Here is a 22,563-nt window from a genome sequence, read left to right on the forward strand (position 1 = left end):
ACTCCCTCAACGATGGCGGTATCAACAATAATTGGTTCGGTTCATATGTGCGGTATGTTTTCATGTCGTCTATTATATGGATTTTGTTGTCTTAGGTGAAGTAATTATTACTCGGACAGGCTCCTAGGGAAAAATGCCCTATCCGCTACCGCATCTATTGACGCGGGGCTTCAGAGGTTTGTCATTGAAACTCTTGAAAAGAATATCAGCGAGATTCAGAGTCAGAATGTCTCGGAAGGCGCCGTGCTTGTCGTTGACAACAGGACCGGAGAAGTGCTTGCCTATGTGGCAAACAGGGGAGATAAATCGTTATCCCCGTATGTGGATGGTATACAGGCTAAAAGACAGGCAGGTTCTACACTAAAGCCTTTCCTCTATGCCATTGCCTTCGAGAAGCGGTTTCTTACACCTGCCTCTCTCATAAAAGATGAGCCTATCAATGTTCCGACCGAAAGAGGTCTTTATACGCCGGATAATTACGACAGTCACTTTAGGGGAGATGTAACTGTCCGTATGGCCCTTGCATCCTCTCTTAATGTGCCTGCTGTAAAGACCGGGATGCTTGTCGGAAGCGACCTTTTTGCAGAAAGGCTCAAAGAGCTCGGGATAAACGGCATCGAGACAGGCGAATTCTACGGTCCATCGATAGCCCTCGGCACAGTTGATGTAAGCCTCTGGGAACTGGTCAATGCTTACAGGACCCTTGCGAATATGGGTGTATGGAACCCGCTCACTTTAATGCCTGGTAAGAAGGGTGAAAAATCTTACAGGTTGTATTCAGAAGAAGCTGTTTTTCTTATTTCAGATATACTATCAGACAGAGAAGCACGGAGCACTACATTCGGTCTTGAAAATCCACTTTCTACGAAGTTCTGGACTGCTGCAAAAACAGGCACAAGCAAGGACATGCGTGACAACTGGTGCGTGGGGTACTCTGATAAATTTACTGTGGGAGTATGGGTGGGTAACTTCAGTAATGAACCGATGTGGAATGTTAGCGGTGTATCCGGAGCGGCGCCTGTCTGGACTGAAGTGATGAACTATCTACACAAAAATAACAAAAGCGTGCCCCCTCTACCGCCACCGGAAGTGATCATAAAAGAAATCATTCTGGGTGAAAGTGAAACAAAGAAAAAGGAATGGTTTATAAAAGGCACCGAACCTGAGATTGCGATTCAGGCAGAGGCACCACCGCCCAAAATTCTTTATCCATCTACAGGAACGATCATAGCCCTCGATCCTGATATACCAGTCGAATACCAGAAAATTTTCTTCGAATACAGCCTTGAAGATGAAATGGCAAAATGGCTGTTGAACGGCAAATATCTTGGATCTTCATCTCTCATACCATGGCTCCCGGTGCATGGAACCAATGAATTAACACTTGTAGATAAAAATGATCACGTCTTAGACATGATAATATTCGAAGTAAGATAGGTGTTGGAGGCGGCCGCAATTAACAAACACTCGCTTTGTAAGTGTACTAATTTGAGGTGGACAACCAATTCCTTGTTCAACTTTAACAATTCAGAGAACATGGCAATGTGTCCGTCTTGCTTTACCCCGGTAAAGTACCAGTTATTCGTTGCCTTCTATTATTAAGTCCAATAATCCTTGACATTGCGGCATGCATCGTCTAAATATTTAACTCAAGGAGGTAATCTATGGATACATGTTTTATTATCCCGCCGCATATGTTGAAAGAGATAGCAAGGTGTGGGAGCTCCCGGCAGCAAAGGTGCGCCTGGGAGTCCCTTGCCATCTCAGAGCAGATGCGGGGCCAGCGGTTGGCGCTTTCGGTTATATCACCAATTGGCACAACACCAACAGGTACGAGGAGGCGTACTATTTATGATGCCCAGAATGAATATACCCTTCCAGGGCGTCTTGTCAGATCAGAAGGATCTGCGAGGAGTAAGGATAAGACTGCCAATGAGGCTTATGACGGTGCGGGTATTACATATGATCTGTTCAAAAAAGTCTTTGAGAGGAACTCCATTGACGGCAGGGGAATGAGGCTTGATTCTACTGTCCACTATGGCAGGGACTATGACAACGCATTCTGGAATGGTCAGCAGATGGTTTACGGAGATGGCGACGGGGAGTTGTTCAATCGCTTTACCATAGCGATTGATGTGATAGGGCATGAGTTGACCCATGGCGTTACACAATTTGAGGCAGGGCTTGAGTATCAGGGCCAGTCCGGGGCGCTGAATGAATCCCTGTCAGATGTCTTTGGCTCTCTTGTCAAGCAATACAAGAAGCGCCAGGAGGCGGCGGAGGCTGACTGGATAATAGGAAAGGGACTCTTTACAAAGAATATCAATGGGAAGGGGCTTCGCTCAATGAAAGAACCCGGCAGTGCATATGATGACCCTGTTCTTGGAAGAGACCCGCAGCCTGGCCACATGAAGGACTATGTGAATACGAGGGAGGACAACGGCGGTGTACACATAAACTCCGGGATTCCGAACCGTGCGTTTTATGAGACGGCTATTAGGATTGGGGGGCATGCCTGGCTCAGGGCAGGCTGGATATGGTATGTCGCCCTTCGTGACAGGTTAAGGCCGGATTCTGATTTCAATGATGCGGCGAATCTCACGGCAGTAGCAGCCGGTGAACTCTACGGCAGCGGGAGCCTCGAGCATAAGGCGGTGAAGGAGGCGTGGGCTGCGGTGGGTATTTCCGGGTAAATAGGAGCATTTTCAGGTGAACCGTCATGAGCCCTTCGACTGTTCGACAAGCTCACAGCTCAGGGCTCACCAGGGTTCACGAAAACGTCATTCCCGCGTAAGCGGGAATCCAGAACCGGGGCCAGATTCTGGATTCCCACTTGCGTGGGAATGACGGGTGAAAAATCCTGCGGAGCCAGGTTCCGTGGGAATGACGGGTATACAGGGATTTTCGAGTGAACCGTCATGAACCCTTCGACTATTCGGCAAGCTCACAGCTGAGGGCTCACCAGGGTTCACGAAAACGTCATTCCCGCGTAAGCGGGAATCCAGAACCGGGGCCAGGTTCTGGATTCCCACTTGCGTGGGAATGACGGGTGAAAAATCCTGTGGGGCCAGGTTCCGTGGGAATGACGGGTAGATAGGAGCATTTGCAGGTGAAGCTTTATTTTAAAAGGACAGGCGGTCTGGCCGCTATTTCTCTCTCTGTTACGCTGGATACTGATGTACTTCCGGCCGGGGATGCCAGATTCCTCCATAAGCTGGTAGACGCCGTCTCCTTTTTTGATCTGCCTGAATTAATGCGGTCAGCCACGCCTGGGATTGACCGGTTCCGTTACGAAATAAAGCTTGAGGCAGAGGGACGTGTCAAGACCATTGAAATAGATGAGTCAGCGGTACCGGAAATATTGAGACCCCTGCTCGAGTATCTTACCGGGCTGGCACGCAGGAAAAGATGAAGAGGGTTAGGGTGGGTGTGGGTCCCCATGCAACGCTATCGAAGAATGCAATCGTGATGCTCGATTTCAGATAAAACCCCGGACGATAAAGTTTTCATTCTTTAGTGACGGTTTATTATAAGTAAGCCGTGCACCTGATTTGTCTGTGACAATGCCTCCGGCAACCTCCACTATACATTGCCCTGCCGCTGTATCCCATTCCATTGTAGGATTGAACCGGGGATAAATGTCAGCCGCACCTTCAGCCACAGCACAAAACTTCAAAGAACTACCGAAGGATTTCTTCTCCTTAACCCTGAGAGTACTGACGAATTGTTCTTCTTCCTTTGAACTATGCAGGCGGCTTCCAACAACGACCAGGCCGTCTTCAGGAGCAGTTTTTCTTACAAATATCCTTGCCGCCTCGTCTTTACCCGATGCCTTCCATGCCCCTTTATCTGTCGAAGCATAATACAGCAATCCCTTTGCCGGCACATAAATTACGCCGAGTACAGGCCCGTCACCCTTTATGAGCGCTATATTGACTGTGAAGTCCCCTCTTCTGCCGATGAACTCCTTTGTACCGTCAAGGGGGTCCACAAGCCAGAAGTAGTTCCAATCCTTTCGCTCATTATGCAGCGGTATATTTCCTTCTTCTGAGATGCATGGGATATCGCCATACTTCGCCTGTAATCCCTGAATAATAATGTTATGAGCGGCTGTATCCGCAGCTGTTAGGGGCGAATTGTCTTCCTTGTATTCCACCGCATGATCTGTTTCATAGTACTCCATAATGGCCTCTCCGGCCTTTTTTGCTATGCGGATTATGTGGCTGAGATCAATATTCACCCGGAAAACCCCGTTATATACCACATCCTAAAATGCTCCTGTGTACCTGTCATTCCCACGGAACCTGTCCCCGCAGGATTTAAGCGGGTAGTGGGAATCCAGAACCAGGCCCCGGTCTGGATTCCCGCTTCCGCGGGAATGACGTTTTCTCAATTGCCTGTGGGCCCTGAGCTGTGAGCGTGCCGAACAGTCGAAGGGCTTATGACGGTTCACCCGGCTCACGGTAGATACTATCATATTGAAATGAATAAGGGGACAGATTTGTTTTATGATACGACAGGGGAGTTGAAAGTTGATTCTACGGATGGTAGAATGCCAATAATTATAGATATACGATGTATTCCTCTCAAATGTGAGGGGCAGTATGGAGAGGGGGTAAATTATGCCAATAGATCCTGTATGCGGGATGGAGGTAGATCCTGCTGATTCAGCGGGAACGAGCAGTTATAAAGGTGAGACCATATATTTCTGCAATCCAGTCTGCAAAGAGCGGTTTGATGCTGACCCGGAATCTTTTATGACAGGCAGTGGGGCGATGGGCATGGCGGCCCTGGAGGGGGTAAGCCCTCATGAGACTGCAAAAGACCTGGTTTGCGGCATGGTGGTGGAAAAGGGGAAGTCGCTCAAGGCTGAGATTGGGGGGAGGGCATACTACTTCTGCAGTGAGGGGTGTCTCAGGACATTTGAGGCGCCGGAGGAAGAGCTCAAAAGCATGAAGAAGAGGGTCTCCATCGCCCTTGCAGGAGTTGTAATCCTTGCCATGTTCCGTGCCGCCGTTTTCCTCGGGCTTGCGGCAGGGGCAACTGTGCTCACCTGGGCGCCGATCCCTCAACTACCCTGGTTTACATGGGGGGTGTGGCTCTTTATCCTGGTAACACCTGTTCAGTTCATTGGCGGCTGGGGGTTCTACACCGGGGCCTACAATGCAGTAAAAAACAGGATGATCAACATGGACTTTCTCATTGCCCTTGGTACATCTGTCGCATATATCTATTCAGTAATAGTGATCTTTGCCCCCGACATACTGCCGGTTAAGGTGGATGAGCGTGCGGTCTACTTCGAGGTCTCCGCAGTAATTATCGCCTTTGTCCTGCTTGGTAAATATATGGAGGAGATCATAAAGAAGAGGTCGTCGGCAGCTGTCAGGAAACTACTGGACCTTAAGCCTCAGACTGCAAGGGTAATCAGAGATGGCGAGGAGATGGAGATACCGGCAGAGTTTGTGCGCGTAGATGATGTGGTAGTCGTCAGACCCGGAGAGAAAATACCTGCGGATGGTGTAGTGATGGAAGGGGCGTCTTCAGTGGATGAGAAGATGATAACCGGTGAGTCCATGCCAGTTGAAAAGAAGGCAGGAGACGAGATAACTGGCGCTACCATCAATAAGTCCGGTACGTTTAAGTTCAGGGCAAAAAGGGTGGGGTCAGAGACTACATTGAGTCAGATCATAAGGCTGGTGGAGGAGGCGCAGGCATCTACTGCGCCGATTCAGCGGATAGCAGACAAGGCTACCGGCTACTTTGTTCCGGCAATAATAAGCGCATCACTCATTGCCTTTTTTGGCTGGTGGCTGGCCGGCAACTTTGCACAGGGTCTGCTCTCATTTGTAGCAGTGCTTATTATAGCCTGCCCGTGCGCACTTGGTATTGCGACACCTGCAGCGCTGATGGTAGGTGTTGGAAAGGGGGCAGAGGCAGGGATACTGATCAGGGGAGGGGAGTATCTCGAGCGTGCGCAGAAGCTATCTACTGTTGTGTTTGATAAGACAGGGACACTGACTAAGGGAGAGCCGTCGGTGACAGACATTGTACGGAATACGGAGTGCGAGGTGCGGAATGAACCTCTGATGAGCCGGGGCTCACAAAGGCAAACGGAAATCCCCCTTAGTCCCCCTTTTTCAAAGGGGGAAACGATTTTCCCCCCTTTGGAAAAGGGGGGAGAGGGGGGATTTGAACGAGGTTTTTCAGGTGAAGAAGATGAAATTCTGCGACTGGCTGCCATTGCAGAAAAGGGCTCTGAGCACCCGCTTGGCGAGGCCATTTTAAAGGCCGCAAAAATGCGGGGGATGGAAGTACCTGATGCCGGTTCGTTCGAGGCGGTTCCGGGCCAGGGGGTGCGGGTTGACTACAATGGCTCAACGATACTCCTGGGTAACAGGAGACTAATGGAGGCCAACGGATTTGCCGTAGACGGAAGCACTGAAGACACGCTAAGGAGACTTGAAGAGCAGGGAAAGACGGCCATGCTGCTTGCAGAAGCGAACTACCCCCCTTTGGAAAAGGGGGGAGCGGGGGGATCCGATCACGGCCTTACCGGTGGAAGGGATAGCAAGATCCTGGGTGTCATTGCCGTGGCAGATACCCTCAAGGAAAACTCGCTTGAGGCTGTCAGGGCCCTTGAAAAAGAAAAGGTTAAGGTCATCATGCTTACCGGTGATAATGAACGGACGGCAAGGGCCATAGCAGGACAGCTCGGCATAAATAATGTCATAGCAAATGTCCTTCCGGGTGAGAAGGCAGGGGTGATTAAAGACCTGCAGGCTAAAGGCGAGGTTGTGGCAATGGTTGGAGATGGTATAAATGACGCGCCTGCCCTTGCCCAGGCGGATATTGGGATTGCAATTGGAGGTGGTTCTGATGTCGCAAAGGAGACCGGGGGGATAATCCTGGTCAGGGATAACGTGCGGGATGTTGTATCGGCTATACGGTTATCAAAGGCAACAATGAGAAAAATAAAGCAAAACCTCTTCTGGGCCTTTGCATACAACTCTATTGGTATTCCAATTGCGGCCATCGGACTATTAAATCCCATGATAGCAGCAGCTGCCATGTCCCTGAGCTCAGTCTCAGTAGTGACAAATTCAGCAATGCTGAAGAGGGTGAAGATTTAATTAGTAAACCCCTGGCCTAAAAAAGGCCGTAGCGCAGGTCTCTGTCTGACATGAGCCCGGGCTCGCAAGTTTTACGAAAACGTCATTCCCGCGCAAGCGGGAATCCAGACTGATGGCTTGGTTCTGGATTCCCACTCCCCGCTTAAGTCATGCGGGGACAAGTTCCGTGGGAATGACAGGTAGATGTGTCTTTTGTGCCTTTGTGGTAAATAACGGGGATTTTCAGATGAAGCAGGATACTATTTACATAGATGAAATGTGTTGTGAGAATGAGGCGCAAATGGTCAAGGCCTGCGTTCAAGGAGTGAACGGCGTAAGCGGGTGCGAGGCCAATCTTGTTTCAAGGACGCTCAAGGTATCCTATGACCCGGCAGTCCTTTCTCTCGATGAACTCATTGCGGCGATAGACAAGACCGGCATGAAGGCCGCCCTGCAAAGAGCGGGAAAGGCAAAGCAGCCCGATATGCCCTGGTGGAAGCAACCTAGGCTGTTTACCCTCCTGATCTGTGGATTCTTTATCTTCGCCGGCTTTGTTACTGAAGTAATACTCAGCATCCCTCACGGACAGGCCAGGCTGCTTTATGCCATTGCAATCTTAGTTGGTGGTTACTACCCTGCAAAGATGGGCCTCACAGCCCTTAAGACGCTGACACCGAACATAAGGACGCTTATGGTTGTTGGCGCTGTCGGGGCGTTAATACTTGGACTCTGGGAAGAGTCCGCACTCCTTGTCTTTATATACTCCCTTGGTGATGTCCTGGAGGCCTATGCAACAGACAGGGTTAGGGGGTCTGTGCGTGCACTGATGGGGCTCGCGCCAAAGGATGCCTCTGTCAGGAAAAATGGCGGGCTTGTTACCATCAATGTGGATGAAATCGGGATTGGAGATATTGTCATCATTAAGCCCGGGGAGAGGATACCTCTTGACGGTGAGGTCATCTCCGGCAATTCATCTGTAAATCAGGCCCCTATCACAGGCGAGTCAATGCCTGTATCAAAGGTTCCTGGTGATGAAGTCTTTGCAGGAAGCATTAATCAGAGGGGCTCTCTGGAGGTCAGGGTATCAAAGCCGTTTCAGGATACGACATTAGGGAGGATAATACATTATGTAGAAGAGGCAGAGTCCCGGAAATCAGGATACCAGCGGTTTGGAGAGACCTTCGGCAGATACTACACCCCCTTCATGTTTGCCCTTGCTATTGTTGTGATGGTACTGCCTTCAATAATCTTTGGCAATTTCCCGGGATGGTTTTACAGGGGACTTGTAGTCCTTGTGGTCTCATGCTCCTGTGGCATTGCACTTTCAATACCGGTGTCGGTTGTTGCGGCTATTTCAAATGCCGCAAGACACGGGGTGTTAATCAAGGGTGGGGTATATTTAGAGTTGGCAGGCCATGTTAAGGCAATTGCCTTTGACAAAACAGGCTCCCTTACTGTTGGACGACCGGTGGTCACAGATGTGATACCGTTCGGAGGTGCTACAGAGGAGTCTGTCCTGAGTCTTGCATCGTCCATAGAGAGCCTTTCAGAGCATATTCTTTCTGATGCAATAATCAGCAGGGCGAAAGAACTTGGGATTTCAATAAAGGACGCTGAAGGATTTGAGGCATTTCCCGGTGTTGGGGCACGGGCGCTGATAGAAGGCAGGCCTTACTGCATTGGAAACAGTTCGTTATGTGCAGAGCCTGGCAACATGACAACAGAGACAGAGAAAAAAATACAGCAGTTCGAGGAAGAGGGCAAGACACTTGTCTTCTTAACCAGACAGGATGAATTATTAGTGAAGGGTGCACCTGAGGCTGGCGTTTCAGGTGAACTGCTTGGCATAATCGCCACCAGGGATGAAATCCGTCCTGAGGCAGAGGGGGCGCTCAAACGACTTAAGGAGATGGGGGTGACCGGTCTTGTAATGTTGACAGGGGATAATGAGCATGTGGCACGGGTTATAGCGGAAAAGGCCGGGATCAGTGAGTATGTAGCAAGGCTGCACCCTGAAGATAAAGTTAAGGCCATATCCGGTCTCAGGAGAGAATATGGTCTTGTTGCCATGGTTGGAGACGGGGTTAATGATGCCCCTGCAATGGTTGAATCAAATCTTGGGATTGCAATGGGTGCTGCAGGGACTGATGTTGCGATAGAGACTGGTGACATAGTACTTATGTCTGATGATCTTACAAAAATTCCTTATGTGCTGAACCTGAGCAGGAGGACTGTCAGTAATATAAGACAGAATATTGCGTTTTCATTGATTATTATCGGTTTTCTGGTGCCAGTTGCCCTGATAGGATGGATCGGCCTTGTGCCGGGTATTCTGATAAATGAAGCAGGGGGCCTTCTGGTTATAATTAACGGGCTGCGTCTTCTAAGATGATGCGAAGCCCCCCTTCTCCAACGCTGTGATATTATCAGGCAATGTAAGTAAGGCCGGATATCCAGCTTATTATGCCGAGTGCTGCAAATACTGCCAGTAAAGAGATTCCTACCGGGAGAGAGAAAGATGCATTGTTATCCATGTTTGATACCTCCATAATTTAATTTTCTTAGTACTATTATAATGAACAAACATTAAAGTACTGTTAACACTTCAGATATATTAAGAAATGTACTGAAGGCCGTTTATCCAGCTAATTGTGCCGAGTGCTAACACAACTGCCAGAAGTGCTACACCTACTGAGAGAGAGAATGTTGCCTTGTTTTCCATTTTTTGTTACCTCCATTTCTTTAATTCTGATAGCTATTATACGGAATGGAGATTAAAGGGAGATTAATAAACTAAGGACAGGTTTCTATCGGATACTCACTGTTCTATGTTGTGCCTCTGCATACCTTCAGGCACATACCACTTGTTGATATTGTATCCTATCCCTATCGGGGCAGGTTCTATACCGTGGAACCTCGCATGGACGATAGGGAGCGCATCAGGGACATAGAGGAAGATGTAAGGGACTTCTTCTGCCAATATATCCTGTATCCTGAAATAGGCCTTTTTCCTTTCAGTTAGATCGAAAGTCCTCCTCCCCTTATCAAGGAGCTCATCCACTTCAGGATTATTAAAGCTTATGAAGTTAAATTCCTTTTCTTTTGTCTTGCTGGAATGCCATATGTCAAATTGATCGGGATCGAGGCCAATGCTCCAGCCGAGGACAACGGCCTCGAACCGCCTTTTGTCAAGAAATTCATTTATGAAGGTAGACCATTCAAGCGCACGGATATTAACCTTGATCCCGACCATGGCAAGCCTCCACTGAATAATTGTAGCGGTCTTCATCCTCAGGGAATTTCCCATGTTGGTAAGAATGGTAAACTCAAACGGCCTTCTGTCTTTATCCAGAATGCCATCACCATCACTGTCCCGCCAGCCGGCTTCGCTCAACAGCTTCATTGCCTTGTCAGGATTGTATTCATATTTTTTTACGTCAGGGTTGTAGGGCCAGGTGTTGGGTACATAAGGGCCTGTTGCCGCCTTGCCAAGTCCAAATAGGACGCCATGTACGAGCTCATCTTTATCTACGGCACAGGCAATGGCCTGACGCACACGTTTATCTTTGAACCAGGGGTGTTTCAGGTTAAATCCCATATAAGTGTATGCGAATACCGGGTATCTGAATTTGTTGAAATTCGTTTCAAAGTATTTTGACTGAGTCTGTCTTGAATACTGCAGTGGTGTAAGCCCCATCCAGTCAACACCACCGGCCTGTAATTCAAGGAACATAGTAGCCGGGTCCGGGATTACGCGGTAAACATATTTATTTATATACGGCCTGCCTTCAAAATATTCATGATTGGATTCGAGGACTACGTCAGAGCCTGGCGTCCATTTGGAGAGCTTATAAGGCCCCATGCCAACGGGCTTTCTCCCGAGCTCACTCTTTGTTATGTCCTTCCCCTCAAGAAGATGCTTTGGCAGGACCGGCAGGCTTCCCCAACTGCTTAGCGCAGGGGCAAACGGCCTTTCATAGGTAACGCGAAATGTATACCTGTCGAGCGCCTCTGCCTTTTTCACCTGCTTAAAGTCCTCAGAATATGCGGTAGGGGTCTTGTCACTGATTATTGTCCTGTAGCCGAACAGTACATCATCTGCCGTGAATTCGACGCCGTCTGTCCATTTCACCCCTTTTCTGAGATGAAAGGTAATCACGAGTCCGTCTTTTGATATGTCCCATGATTCAGCAAGGTCGCCAGTGATGGTGAGGTCCTTGTCATATTTTACAAGTCCGTTAAATATAAGGCCTGCCACTTCATGGGATGCGTTGTCGCCTGCGAGCATCGGGATAAGGATACTTGGCTCACCAATAATGCCTTCAACAAGGGTATCACCATATGCTGGCTTGATATCGTTGCCCGCGTTTTTTGTACTGGCTGACGCAGGCACACTGTCTGAGACGCGCTGACACGCTGAGTTAAACAGCAGAAGGGAGAATATTAGCGTTATAAGAATCAACTGCAATGTTTTCATCCGAAAATCTCCGTTCAAATCCCCCCTCTCCCCCCTTTAATAAAGGGGGGAGCTGATTTCCCCCTTTGTACAGTGTGGGCACTGATTTCCCCCTTTGTACAGTGTGGGCACTGATTTCCCCCTTTGTACAGTGTGGGCACTGATTTCCCCCTTTATACAGTGTGGGCACTGATTTCCCCCTTTATACAGTGTGGGCACTGATTTCCCCCTTTATAAAGGGGGACTAAGGGGGATTTTCATCTGCCTTTGTGAGCCCTGAGCTATGAGCGTGCCGAACAGTCGAAGGGCTCATGACAGTTCACCTGAATATCTCCGCAAACATGGCAGCAAAATCCAGCCACGGATTTTAATGCCTCTTTGTTCCCCAACGCCGGCGCTACGGCAGGAAGTAGAATGCTATTGCCAGTATTATATACACCGCTACCAACTGCACCCCTTCCATCCAGTTCGACTCTCCATCCATTGATATGATGCTTACTATCCCAACTGCCAGTGCGATTGACACTACCTCAAATGTTGTGAACAGCAGATTCATAGGCTGGCCCATTGCATAGCTTGCAAATACGAGAACCGGTGCCACGAACAGGGCAATCTGGATAGTTGAACCTACAGCTATATTAATTGCAAGGTCCATTTGATTCTTTAAGGCTACGAGGACTGCTGTACTGTGTTCAGCGGCATTGCCAATTATGGCAACAATAATGACGCCGACAAAGACCTGAGTAAGACCAAGGGTTGCCGCAGTATGCTCAACTGCACCAACCAGGAATTCACTCATCAGGCCGACGAAGCATGTTGCGCCAAGCAGCACAAGTACGGACTTCTTCCTGCTCCATCCTGAGACATGAAGGGCTTCATCTTCCAGATTAGCGGTATCTCCATTGTACAGGTGTTTGTGTGTCTTCAGGGTGAAAATGAGACTCAGCAGATAAGTGGCGAACAGTACGATTGCGATCTCAAGGCTCAGCTCCTTTTCCTGCTCTACAAAGGCGCTCCCGGCCACAAGGTGAAATATAGCCGGGACTACCAGGCCAATCGTGCTCAGCGTAAGGAGCGTTGCCCCCATTCCTGCGGCAGTGCGATTGAAGGTTTGTTTCTTGTGTTTGATGCCGCCTGCTATCACGCTGAGTCCAAGGACCAAAAGGATATTGCCGATGATGGAGCCGGCAATGGATGCCTTTACAACGTCATAGAGCCCCCTTTGCATGGCCATAAGGGCAATAATCAGTTCTGCGGCATTTCCAAACGTTGCATTCAGCAGACCCCCTGCCCCTGCGCCGATGGAGTGGGACAGATGCTCGGTTGCCTTTCCCATCAGTCCCGCAAGCGGAATGATGGCGAGGGCGGAAGAGGCAAAGATCCAGATGTGTCCGGTGTGCAGGACTTCAAGCATAATGCTGACAGGTACGAAAACGAGCATGAGGCTCAGGGGATCAATATAGAATTTTCCTGCCTTCACCGTATTATCCCTTTCATGCGTTTAGGCGAAAAGATCAGGGAGACAAAGAACATGAGTGATACAAAGAGCACGGTTGTAGCGCCTGACGGAAGATCAAGCCAGTATGAGAGGAACACTCCTCCAACAGATGATGTGATTCCTATTACTGCAGAATAGAAAAACATCCGTATCATGCTGAAGGTCAACTGATAGGCAGCGGCTGCAGGGGTTACTATTAATGCAAACACCAGGATTGCCCCGACCGATTTAAGGGAAATGACGATGGTCATGGCTATCATGGTAAGCAGCAGGAATGACAGCCATTCTGCAGGTATGCCGCTTGCCCTGGCCAGCTCTTCATCGAACGTAATGAAGTGGAATTCCTTGAAAAATATGTAGACCAGGGACAGGACCGCCAGTCCGAGGATAAGGATGACTGCCAAATCGGTTTTTGTTACGGACAGGATGCTTCCGAACAGGTATCCATAAACTTCAGCATTGTAGACCTTCATCAGCCCAATGAACAAAACAGCAAGCGCCATGGTCAGTGAGTAGAATATACCTACAGATGCATCCAGCTTGAGGTATCCCATCCTGTTAAGATAACCCACGACCCATACTGTCAGGAGGCTGAATACAATGGCAAAATAGATGGGGTTCAGATTAATCAGATATCCCAGTGTTACACCGGCAAATGCGGCATGTGAAGTGCCTGCCCCTATAAATGTAAGATTCCTCAGGATGACGAAGACGCCGATGATGGAACAGACGAGGCCTATTATCACAGACGCAAGAAGCGCCCTCTGTATGAACTCATACGAGAGCATCTCAAGCATGATGATAATCCCCTGCGATCACATATGTCCCGCCTCCCCGTGTTGCAACAACGACCTGTTTGCCGTATATGTCACTCAGGATTTTTTCATTAAGCACCTCAGCCGGGGTTCCGATTGCATGAAGTTTGGTATGAATCAGTGCCATGCGGTCAACATAGGGGCTGATCATATTTATGTCATGTGTGACAAGGAGTACGGTAAGTTTGAGGTTCTTCTGAAGATTTGAAATGAGTTTTATCATGCTGTACTGGGTTGGTGTGTCAATGCCGGTAGTCGGTTCGTCCATTAGAAGCACCTCCGGTTTCTGAACCAGCGCTCTCGCTATCAGGACCCTCTGCTGCTGACCACCCGACAGGTGTCCCAGTGGCGCACTTGTATATCCATCCATTTCCACTTCCCTGAGGGCCTGATTCACCATCTCTTTGTCAGCATTAGAAGGCCTCCTGAACAGACCCAGGGAACTGTATCTCCCCATCATTACCGTCTCACGCACGGTAACCGGAAAATTATAGTCAATATTCCCCTTCTGAGGAATATATCCTATCCTTGCCTTGTGATGGCAGCGCAGTTCATGGCAGGCACAATCGAATATCTGAACAGTCCCTTTGGAGGGACGTACGAGGCCAAGTATGGATTTCAGAAGCGTTGTCTTACCCGAACCATTCGGGCCTATAATGCCGAGGAATTCCCCCTGGTAGATTTCAAGGTTTATGTCTGTTAATGCTGTTCTTTGCTGGTAGGCAATTGTGGCATTTGAAAATCTGATTATTACATTCCTGTTCACCTGAAAATCCCCGTTCGAATCCCCCCACCCCCCCTTTACTAAAGGGGGGAACTGATTTCCCCCTTTGAAAAAGGGGGACTAAGGGGGATTTTTATCCGACCTTTTTACTGAAGTGCCTCCGCAAGCCGGCTTCCATTGTACTCCATCATCTCAATATATGTGTCAGTATTGGGAAGCCCGCCTGGTATCGGTGTTAGTGTAACGATCCTGATCCCTGTCTCATCAGCAATTGCACGGGGTATTTTTGGATTTAACTGTGGTTCGGATACCAGCACCCTTATCCCCCCCTTTTTTATCTCACTGATCAACTTTGCCATATGCCGTGCTGAAGATTCTGTACCTGGCTGGACCTGGATATTATCTGCGATCTGCAGATTAAAACGCTGTGCAAAATAAGGCCATGCAGGATGGTGTGTGATTATCCTGCGGTTTTTTGCACCGCTCAGCTTTTTTTCTATGTTACTCCGCATAGTGTCAATCTTCTTAAAATATGCGGCCTGATTGGAGAGATAATATTGCCGCCCCGTAGGATCAATCTTCGACAGGGCATCAGTAATATGACGTATCATGCTCTTGGCGCGCTCCGGGTCAAGCCAGATATGCGGGTTTCCAAGGTGATTGTCATGACTATACGGGTCTGTCTCTTCTCCCCGCAATAAAGGCACCCCTGTAGAAGTTGTAACTGTAATCAGCCTGCTGTTTGACGCATTCTTTACAAGAGTTTTTACCCAAACCTCAAGGCCAAGGCCCACTTCCACAAGAACCTGCGCCTCTTTAACGGTAATGATATCGCTCGGTTTTGGTGAGTAGGTGTGTTCACTTTCCAATCCGGAAAGGAGGCTGCTGACCTCGACCCTGTCGCCGCCGACATTCCTTACAAAATCTTCAAGGAAGGTAAGAGTAGTAACGACCTTAATCTTCTGTGGCGGTGCAGTATTCGCATTGACAGTTATACTGTTAAACAGAAGAATAAAGAGAGTGATTGCGATAAATCTGGATATAGCGGAAAATATCATGAGCTAAACAACTATAGCACAATCAGTATTAAAAGATAAGGTGCTTAACAGAGCTCATGAATTTATCAGGCTGTCTGTTTTTGCAGCCATGATGAAATCATTTTCTGAAAGGCCTTTTATGGCGTGTGTCCAGAATTCAACATCCACCCTGTTATAATGGATATGAATATCAGGATGGTGCCCCTCTTCTTCAGCGAGACCAGCCACTGAGTTTACAAATTTCATCGCCTCCCTGAAGTTCGTGAATTTATATGACCGGAACAGATGCCCTTCCCTGAGTGACCAGGAAGGCACCTCTTTAATAAGGATGTCTGTCTCAGACTTTTCAAGAGGAGGAGTCCCCCCTTCACAGGGTACACATTTTTTCTCCACTAAATTCATACAATATATCCTTTTTGGGCCGGCCATAAAGGCCGGCCCAACCCCCTATGTCCAGACCCCCGATTTAAACATAGCCGAGCCTGCATCAAACAACTCATCCAGGCTTCCTTCATACTTGAACACATTTACAAAGCCTTTATCATCAAGAAGCCTTGCTGCCTCATAGAGAGAGCCGCATATATTTCCACCACAGAAGATAACAATCTTTTCATCCCTGTTATCGAAATGTTCCACGGCCCATTTATCAATGTCTTCAACCAGACACCTAACCGCCTTCCTGATTACAACATCTTCGCGGGCCCTGCTGCTTGCGACATCAAGGGGTATAAACTCATCCTCGGAATTGAGCATATTCAAAAAATCCGCAGTTGTAATATCTCTAACCATCGTACTCACCCCCTTCTGCAAAATTTGTTAATGATAACCGTTCTCAATATAATTATATGACCCTCGTGAGTCATAGTCAAGTAAGATGACAGATAGTCATGAATGATATTTGACCGTCAGTACATATTGATTTAAAATCTTTTTGTCAGAAAGGGGCTGTCATTCATGGATGATATAGAAAAGATTATCAGGGAATCAAAAAATATTGCTGTTGTCGGTATGTCGAACAGGCTCGGGAGACCGAGTCTTACAGTGGCAAGTTACCTTAGAGGGCAGGGTTACAGGATAATACCTGTGAATCCAGCTATCCAGGATATAAATGGTGAGAAGTGTTATCCTGACCTTATGTCCATTCCTGAAAAAGTGGATGTTGTTGATATCTTCAGAAAGCCTGCGGATGTCCCTCCTGTGGTGGAGGAGGCCATAAGGATAGGGGCTAAGGCTGTCTGGATGCAGGAAGGGGTTGTGAATGAGGAGGCGGCTGGAAGGGCACAAGAGGCAGGTTTGCGGGTGATAATGGATAAATGTATGTTGAAGGAGCATGCGCGGCTGAAGAGAGAGGGAAAGATATAGTTACATGAACTGTCATGAGCCCTTCGACTGTTCGGCACGCTCACAGCTCAGGGCTCACCAAGGTAAATGAAAACGTCATTCCCGCGTAAGCGGGAATCCAGACCGAGGCATGGTCCTGGATTCCCACTCCCCGCTTAAATCATGCGGGGACAGGTTCCGTGGGAATGACGGGTATACAGGAGCATTTTCAGGTGAACAAGCTTGAAGTCAGTAGAATCCTTGAAGAGATCGGTACCCTCCTTGAGCTTAAAGGCGAGAATCCATTCAAGTTCAGGGCATATCACAATGCGGCAGTGTCTGTTGAGGCGCTGGAAGAGGACCTGGACAAGGCCATTGAAGACGGCGTGCTTGCGGATCAAAAGGGTATCGGCAAGGGCATATATGAAAAGATAGTTGAACTTAACAAGTCCGGTCATCTCAAATATTATGAAGAACTCAAAAAGGAGGTTCCTGCAGGGCTCCTCGAGATTATAAAAATTCCGGGCGTTGGCCCCAAAAAGGCGAAGGCCCTCTACGATGAACTTGGAATATCTACTGTAGGTGAGCTTGAGTATGCATGCATGGAGAACAGGCTTATCGGTCTGCACGGTTTTGGCGAGGCTACGCAGGAGAGAATTTTACATGGCATTGAGTATTACAAGAAAGGGATGGGACACCACCTCTTCAATGTCGCATTGAAAGATGCGGAAGGACTTCTCGCCCGATTAGAAAAGAACAAGTCTGTTCTAAAGTGTAGTATCGCCGGGAGCATCAGGCGCAGAAAAGAGGTAATTAAGGATATAGATATCGTTGTCAGTTCGCAGCATGAGAAGGCCGTAGCTGTCATGGATTATTTTACAACCCTTCCGGATGTCCAGTCCATTGTAGCGAAGGGTGATACCAAATCGAGTGTAATACTTAACAGCGGCATTAATGCTGATCTCAGGATAGTCTCTGAAAGTGAATATCCCTTTGCACTCCATTATTTCACAGGAAGTGCTGAACACAATACGGCAATGCGTAGCCGGGCAAAGAAATCAGGCCTCAAGTTGAATGAGTACGGTCTCTTCAAGGGCGATAAGTCTCTGCACTGTAAGAGCGAGGAGGATATTTTCAGGGCGCTCGGGCTTTCATATATAGAGCCTGAGCTGAGAGAGGACAAGGGGGAGATAGAGGCTGCTGAAGCCGGCACACTGCCGGAGCTTGTTAAGCACTCTGACATTAAGGGGATATTCCACGTGCACACTACCTACAGTGATGCGAGCATGACGCTTCACGAGGTGGTTACTCTGGCGCAAAAGGCTGGCTATCATTATATAGGCATCTCAGATCACAGCAAATCCGCCTATTATGCCGGCGGTCTCACTGAAGAAAAGCTAAGCGCACAGCATGACGAGATTGACAGTTTAAACAGCAGGCTTAAGGGATTTTATATCTTTAAGGGGATAGAGTGCGATATACTTGCTGACGGCTCACTTGATTACAGCGATAAAATCCTCGAAAAGTTTGATTTTGTGATTGCCTCTGTCCACAGCAGGTTCAATATGGATGAAGATGAGATGACTGAGAGGATTATCAGGGCGATATCAAATCCATATACAACCATGCTCGGCCATCCAACAGGGCGGTTACTGCTATCAAGAGAGGGATATAAGGTGGATCTCTATAAGGTTATAGATGCGGCAGCAGAAAAGGGTGTGGTAATTGAAATTAATGCCCATCCCTACAGGTTTGATCTCGACTGGAGATATTGCCGGTATGCAAAAGAACGGGGAGTAAAGGTCAGCATCAACCCTGATGCCCATCATGCCGAAGACCTGGCAAATATCTCATATGGTGTAGGCATTGCGAGAAAGGGATGGCTGACCAGAAACGATGTGCTGAACACCATGACGCTTGGAGAAATACGAAATAAATTCCGGGGACACCATACTTAATTCTTCAGTGCCATAATCAGATGGAATTAAGTATGGTGTCCCCGGAATTTGCGGAATTAACGAAAAATCCCCCTTAGTCCCCCTTTACAAAGGGGGAAAGTAATTCTTCTATGTGTAATAGGGGAAAATTAGTTCCCCCCTTTAGTAAAGGGGGGATAGGGGGGATTTGAACGGAGAATTACAGATGAAAATATATGACATATCAGTAGCCATATCCCCAGACCTGCCGGTCTGGCCTGGAGATCCGCAGGTCACCATAGAGAGGGTTGCAAAGATTGAGGAGGGGGCGAATTCAAATGTATCGAGGATTACCATGGGGGTACATACAGGGACGCATGTGGATGCGCCGTATCATTTTCTGAATGATGGCAGGACGGCGGAACATCTCCCCCTTGACGTGCTCACAGGCCCGGTCTATGTGCTGGAACTGCCCGGTGTAAAAGTTATTACATCATCTGAACTGAAAAATGCCGCTATTCCCGCAGGTACGCTCCGTCTCCTGATCAAGACGGGCAACTCCGGATACTGGAATGATTGCGGCTCAACCTTTCAGACCGGCTTTGCCGGAATAGATGCAGATGGTGCGGAATTCCTTGTAAACAATGGAGTGAAACTGATCGGTATGGATTACCTCTCAATAGCGCCTTACAAAAAAAGCCGTCCTACCCACGAGGTACTGCTTAATGCAGGGGTAGTGATCGTAGAAGGGCTTGACCTCTCGGAAGTTCCTCAGGGACATTATACCTTGTACTGCCTCCCCCTGAGACTTGCCGGATCTGATGGTGCCCCTGCCCGGGCCATATTGGTAAGTGATTGTTGACAGCCCACCTAATAGGGTTATAAAATACCCTCCTATGTCAGGTAAATATGACCATAAGGAAATTGAACCGAAATGGCAGCACTATTGGGCGGATAACGGCACTTTTAAAGTGGGAGAGGATACCTCCAGGCCCAAATACTACTGCCTTGAGATGTTCCCGTATCCTTCAGGCAGGATACATATGGGGCATGTCCGGAATTATGCCATTGGTGATGTGATGGCAAGATATAAGATGATGCGCGGCTACAATGTATTACACCCCATGGGGTGGGACTCCTTCGGGCTTCCTGCAGAGAATGCGGCAATAGAAAAGGGTGTGCACCCTGCAATCTGGACAAGCCATAATATAGCTTACATGAAACAGCAGTTAAAGAGCATGGGGCTTTCCTATGACTGGGAGCGGGAGGTTGCGACATGCGAGCCAGCCTATTACAAATGGAATCAGTGGTTTTTCCTAAAGATGTATGAGCGGGGGCTTGCGTATAAACGGCGGTCGGCTGTGAACTGGTGCGGCTCATGCGATACTGTCCTTGCCAATGAGCAGGTCGTTGACGGGAGCTGCTGGCGCTGCAGCTCTGTTGTTGAGCAGAAAAATCTGGAACAGTGGTTCTTTAAGATTACTGATTATGCTGAAGAGCTGTTGTCAGGTTGTGACAGCCTTAAGGGATGGCCGGAGCGGGTTTTGACCATGCAGCGGAACTGGATTGGCAAGAGCACAGGGGTTGAGATTGATTTTACCCTTGCCGGAAGCGACACCCCTGTCAGGATATTTACTACAAGGCCAGACACACTCTTTGGCGCTACGTTTATGAGCATTGCCCCTGAACACCCCCTTGTTGATGAACTTGTCCGGGGCTCTGAAAATGAGGCCGGGGTCAGGGATTTTATTGAACGGGTGAAACGTCAGGACAGGATTGCCAGGGCCTCCGCAGACACAGAGAAGGAAGGGATATTTACAGGACGATATGCCATAAATCCCCTTACCAAAGAAAAGATACCTGTCTGGATTGCAAACTTTGTGCTGGTAGAGTACGGCACCGGAGCTATAATGGCTGTTCCGGCGCACGATCAGAGGGACTTTGATTTTGCAGGGAAATACAGGCTTCCGGTGAGGGTGGTTATCCAGAATAGTGAAGGGACCCTTTCTGCGGATTCAATGACAGCGGCATTTACAGAGGAGGGGGTCCTTGTAAACTCCGGAAAGTTCAGCGGTATAAAATCTACTGAAGCCATCAGCCGCATTGCAGGCCATATTGAAAAAGAGGGGTTGGGGAAACGTGTGGTTAATTACAAGATCCGTGACTGGGGTGTTTCAAGGCAGCGCTACTGGGGGACGCCGATACCTGTCATTTACTGTGACAAGTGCGGGACTGTGCCTGTGCCGGAAGAAGCCCTTCCTGTGCTGCTCCCCATGGATGTTGCCTTCACAGGAAAGGGGGGATCGCCCCTTCTTCAGGCAGCGGATTTTACAGAGGCAAGTTGCCCGGCGTGCGGCGGGAAGGGGAGGCGTGAGACCGATACAATGGACACTTTTGTTGACTCGTCCTGGTATTTCCTCCGGTACTGCTCACCTCATGCAGACAGTTCTCCTTTTGACAGCAAGCAGGTGTCATACTGGATGAGCGTTGACCAGTATATCGGAGGCATAGAACATGCCGTCCTGCATTTGCTCTATTCCAGATTCTTTACAAAGGTGGTCCGTGACCTTGGTCTTATCCGGAATGATGAGCCGTTCATGAACCTGCTTACTCAGGGCATGGTGATAAAGGACGGGGCAAAGATGTCCAAGTCCAAAGGCAATGTCGTTGACCCTGATTATATTATCCAGACTTACGGTGCTGATACTGCAAGGCTCTTTTCCCTTTTTGCAGCGCCTCCTGAAAAGGACCTTGACTGGAGTGACAGGGGGGTTGAGGGGGCATACAGGTTCCTCTGCCGTATTTACAGGAAAATAGAGGAGTTGTCTCCACACCTGAACAGTTCTCCGTCTGCATGCCCTGATGGTGAACTGCCTGATGACCTGAAAAATCTCAGGAAGACAGTGCATCAGACTATAAAGAAGGTTACAGATGATATTGAGGTCTTCCATTTTAATACTGCAATAAGCTTCATAATGGAACTTGTTAACAACATCTACCTCATACCATCCGGGGGACGGACCGGTGAACAGGAATTCCTGTGTGTTATGAAAGAGGCGCTGGAGGGTGTTGTCCTGCTGTTATCCCCTTTTGCCCCTCATATCTCAGAGGAGATGTGGACAATGCTGAGCCATGAGCCTTCAGTGTTAAAGCGTCAGTGGCCCTCATACAGTGAAGAGGCAGCCTCTGAAGAAGAGAGGCTTGTCATCATACAGGTCAACGGCAAGGTCAGGAGCAAGATTACAGTACCGGCAGGTACCGGAGAAGATGTGATTAGAGAAAAGGCGCTCTCAGATGAGAAGCTCAGGAGTTTTCTCGGTGATAAAGCCCCCAAAAAGGTGTTTGTTGTACAGGGGAAATTAGTGAATATAGTTATATAAAGGAGTTGCGGGGATTTTCATGTGAACCGTCATAAGCCCTTCGACTGTTCGACAAGCTCACAGCTCAGGGCTCACCAGGGTTCATGAAAACGTCACTCCCGCGTAAGCGGGAATCCAGACCGTGGGCCTGGTTCTGGATTCCCACTTCCGTGGGAATGACGGGGTGAAAAATCCTGCAGGGATAGGTTGCGTGGGACTGACGGGTGAAAAATCCTGCGGGGACAGGTTCTGTGGGAATGACTGGTACACAGGAGCATTTTCATGTGAACCGTCATAAGCCCTTCGACTGTTCGACAAGCTCACAGCTC

Annotated in this window: 17 protein-coding genes; 9 read left to right on the forward strand and 8 right to left on the reverse strand. The window is 48.6% G+C overall.

The window, feature by feature from the left end:
* The first annotated feature begins 243 nt into the window (after positions 1-243).
* The 3 genes from IT393_07870 (at position 244) to IT393_07880 (ending at position 3,412) form a co-directional block, all read left to right on the forward strand.
* On the forward strand, positions 244-1,437 hold the full coding sequence (locus IT393_07870) for a hypothetical protein (GenBank protein MCC7202558.1): 1,194 nt from the start codon (positions 244-246) through the stop codon (positions 1,435-1,437).
* Positions 1,438-1,664: 227 nt separating this feature from the next.
* Complete coding sequence (locus tag IT393_07875) at positions 1,665-2,693, forward strand: M4 family metallopeptidase (GenBank protein ID MCC7202559.1); 1,029 nt, start codon at positions 1,665-1,667, stop codon at positions 2,691-2,693.
* Between the two features lie 416 nt (positions 2,694-3,109).
* A complete protein-coding gene (locus IT393_07880; GenBank protein MCC7202560.1) occupies positions 3,110-3,412 on the forward strand; it encodes a hypothetical protein in 303 nt (100 codons plus the stop codon).
* Between the two features lie 66 nt (positions 3,413-3,478).
* Here IT393_07880 and cysQ read toward each other — a convergent pair whose 3' ends face one another.
* On the reverse strand, positions 3,479-4,183 hold the full coding sequence (cysQ, locus tag IT393_07885) for a 3'(2'),5'-bisphosphate nucleotidase CysQ (GenBank protein ID MCC7202561.1): 705 nt from the start codon (positions 4,181-4,183) through the stop codon (positions 3,479-3,481).
* 439 nt (positions 4,184-4,622) lie between these two features.
* Between cysQ and IT393_07890 the strand changes: the two genes are divergently transcribed.
* A complete protein-coding gene (locus tag IT393_07890; protein MCC7202562.1) occupies positions 4,623-7,130 on the forward strand; it encodes an HAD-IC family P-type ATPase in 2,508 nt (835 codons plus the stop codon).
* 226 nt (positions 7,131-7,356) lie between these two features.
* Complete coding sequence (locus IT393_07895; protein MCC7202563.1) at positions 7,357-9,501, forward strand: cation-translocating P-type ATPase; 2,145 nt, start codon at positions 7,357-7,359, stop codon at positions 9,499-9,501.
* A 426-nt stretch (positions 9,502-9,927) separates the two neighbouring features.
* Here IT393_07895 and IT393_07900 read toward each other — a convergent pair whose 3' ends face one another.
* The 7 genes from IT393_07900 to IT393_07930 form a co-directional block, all read right to left on the reverse strand.
* Positions 9,928-11,586 (reverse strand): peptide-binding protein, encoded by a 1,659-nt coding sequence (locus tag IT393_07900; protein ID MCC7202564.1) that lies wholly within the window; start codon positions 11,584-11,586, stop codon positions 9,928-9,930.
* Positions 11,587-11,962: 376 nt separating this feature from the next.
* Positions 11,963-13,006 carry a calcium/proton exchanger gene (gene cax, locus IT393_07905; GenBank protein MCC7202565.1) on the reverse strand — a complete coding sequence of 348 codons (1,044 nt, stop codon included), beginning with the start codon at positions 13,004-13,006 and terminating at the stop codon, positions 11,963-11,965.
* 35 nt (positions 13,007-13,041) lie between these two features.
* Complete coding sequence (locus IT393_07910; GenBank protein MCC7202566.1) at positions 13,042-13,860, reverse strand: metal ABC transporter permease; 819 nt, start codon at positions 13,858-13,860, stop codon at positions 13,042-13,044.
* The gene (locus tag IT393_07915; GenBank protein MCC7202567.1) at positions 13,853-14,644 is read right to left on the reverse strand and encodes a metal ABC transporter ATP-binding protein; all 792 of its coding nucleotides are present in this window, start codon (positions 14,642-14,644) and stop codon (positions 13,853-13,855) included. Before IT393_07915 ends, IT393_07910 begins: the two co-directional genes overlap by 8 nt.
* Before the next feature lie 104 nt (positions 14,645-14,748).
* Positions 14,749-15,660, reverse strand: a complete 912-nt coding sequence (locus IT393_07920; GenBank protein MCC7202568.1) for a zinc ABC transporter substrate-binding protein — start codon at positions 15,658-15,660, stop codon at positions 14,749-14,751.
* Between the two features lie 54 nt (positions 15,661-15,714).
* Positions 15,715-16,041: a 4a-hydroxytetrahydrobiopterin dehydratase gene (locus IT393_07925; GenBank protein ID MCC7202569.1), complete on the reverse strand. Its 327-nt coding sequence runs from the start codon at positions 16,039-16,041 to the stop codon at positions 15,715-15,717.
* A gap of 45 nt (positions 16,042-16,086) precedes the next feature.
* Positions 16,087-16,428 (reverse strand): rhodanese-like domain-containing protein, encoded by a 342-nt coding sequence (locus IT393_07930; GenBank protein ID MCC7202570.1) that lies wholly within the window; start codon positions 16,426-16,428, stop codon positions 16,087-16,089.
* A 165-nt stretch (positions 16,429-16,593) separates the two neighbouring features.
* On the opposite strand from IT393_07930, the gene IT393_07935 reads away from it, so the two are divergent.
* The 4 genes from IT393_07935 to IT393_07950 all read left to right on the forward strand — a co-directional run bounded on the left by IT393_07935 (position 16,594) and on the right by IT393_07950 (position 22,255).
* Positions 16,594-17,001 (forward strand): CoA-binding protein, encoded by a 408-nt coding sequence (locus IT393_07935; GenBank protein ID MCC7202571.1) that lies wholly within the window; start codon positions 16,594-16,596, stop codon positions 16,999-17,001.
* Positions 17,002-17,192: 191 nt separating this feature from the next.
* Entirely contained in the window at positions 17,193-18,917 is a 1,725-nt protein-coding gene (gene polX / locus IT393_07940) for a DNA polymerase/3'-5' exonuclease PolX (GenBank protein ID MCC7202572.1), read from the forward strand.
* A gap of 184 nt (positions 18,918-19,101) precedes the next feature.
* On the forward strand, positions 19,102-19,737 hold the full coding sequence (locus IT393_07945) for a cyclase family protein (GenBank protein ID MCC7202573.1): 636 nt from the start codon (positions 19,102-19,104) through the stop codon (positions 19,735-19,737).
* A 34-nt stretch (positions 19,738-19,771) separates the two neighbouring features.
* Entirely contained in the window at positions 19,772-22,255 is a 2,484-nt protein-coding gene (locus tag IT393_07950; GenBank protein ID MCC7202574.1) for a leucine--tRNA ligase, read from the forward strand.
* Positions 22,256-22,563 lie beyond the last annotated feature (308 nt).

It is taken from the genome of Nitrospirota bacterium, assembly GCA_020851375.1.
Taxonomy (GTDB): domain Bacteria; phylum Nitrospirota; class 9FT-COMBO-42-15; order HDB-SIOI813; family HDB-SIOI813; genus RBG-16-43-11.

Excerpts from the sequence above, each read along its gene's own strand:
- IT393_07875 (MCC7202559.1), top strand. The coding sequence starts at position 1,665 with ATGGATACATGTTTTATTATCCCGCCGCATATGTTGAAAGAGATAGCA.
- cysQ (MCC7202561.1), bottom strand. The coding sequence starts at position 4,183 with ATGGAGTACTATGAAACAGATCATGCGGTGGAATACAAGGAAGACAAT.
- IT393_07890 (MCC7202562.1), top strand. The coding sequence starts at position 4,623 with ATGCCAATAGATCCTGTATGCGGGATGGAGGTAGATCCTGCTGATTCA.
- IT393_07895 (MCC7202563.1), top strand. The coding sequence starts at position 7,357 with ATGAAGCAGGATACTATTTACATAGATGAAATGTGTTGTGAGAATGAG.
- IT393_07900 (MCC7202564.1), bottom strand. The coding sequence starts at position 11,586 with ATGAAAACATTGCAGTTGATTCTTATAACGCTAATATTCTCCCTTCTG.
- cax (MCC7202565.1), bottom strand. The coding sequence starts at position 13,006 with ATGCTCGTTTTCGTACCTGTCAGCATTATGCTTGAAGTCCTGCACACC.
- IT393_07910 (MCC7202566.1), bottom strand. The coding sequence starts at position 13,860 with ATGCTTGAGATGCTCTCGTATGAGTTCATACAGAGGGCGCTTCTTGCG.
- IT393_07920 (MCC7202568.1), bottom strand. The coding sequence starts at position 15,660 with ATGATATTTTCCGCTATATCCAGATTTATCGCAATCACTCTCTTTATT.
- IT393_07925 (MCC7202569.1), bottom strand. The coding sequence starts at position 16,041 with ATGAATTTAGTGGAGAAAAAATGTGTACCCTGTGAAGGGGGGACTCCT.
- IT393_07930 (MCC7202570.1), bottom strand. The coding sequence starts at position 16,428 with ATGGTTAGAGATATTACAACTGCGGATTTTTTGAATATGCTCAATTCC.
- IT393_07935 (MCC7202571.1), top strand. The coding sequence starts at position 16,594 with ATGGATGATATAGAAAAGATTATCAGGGAATCAAAAAATATTGCTGTT.
- IT393_07945 (MCC7202573.1), top strand. The coding sequence starts at position 19,102 with ATGAAAATATATGACATATCAGTAGCCATATCCCCAGACCTGCCGGTC.
- IT393_07950 (MCC7202574.1), top strand. The coding sequence starts at position 19,772 with ATGTCAGGTAAATATGACCATAAGGAAATTGAACCGAAATGGCAGCAC.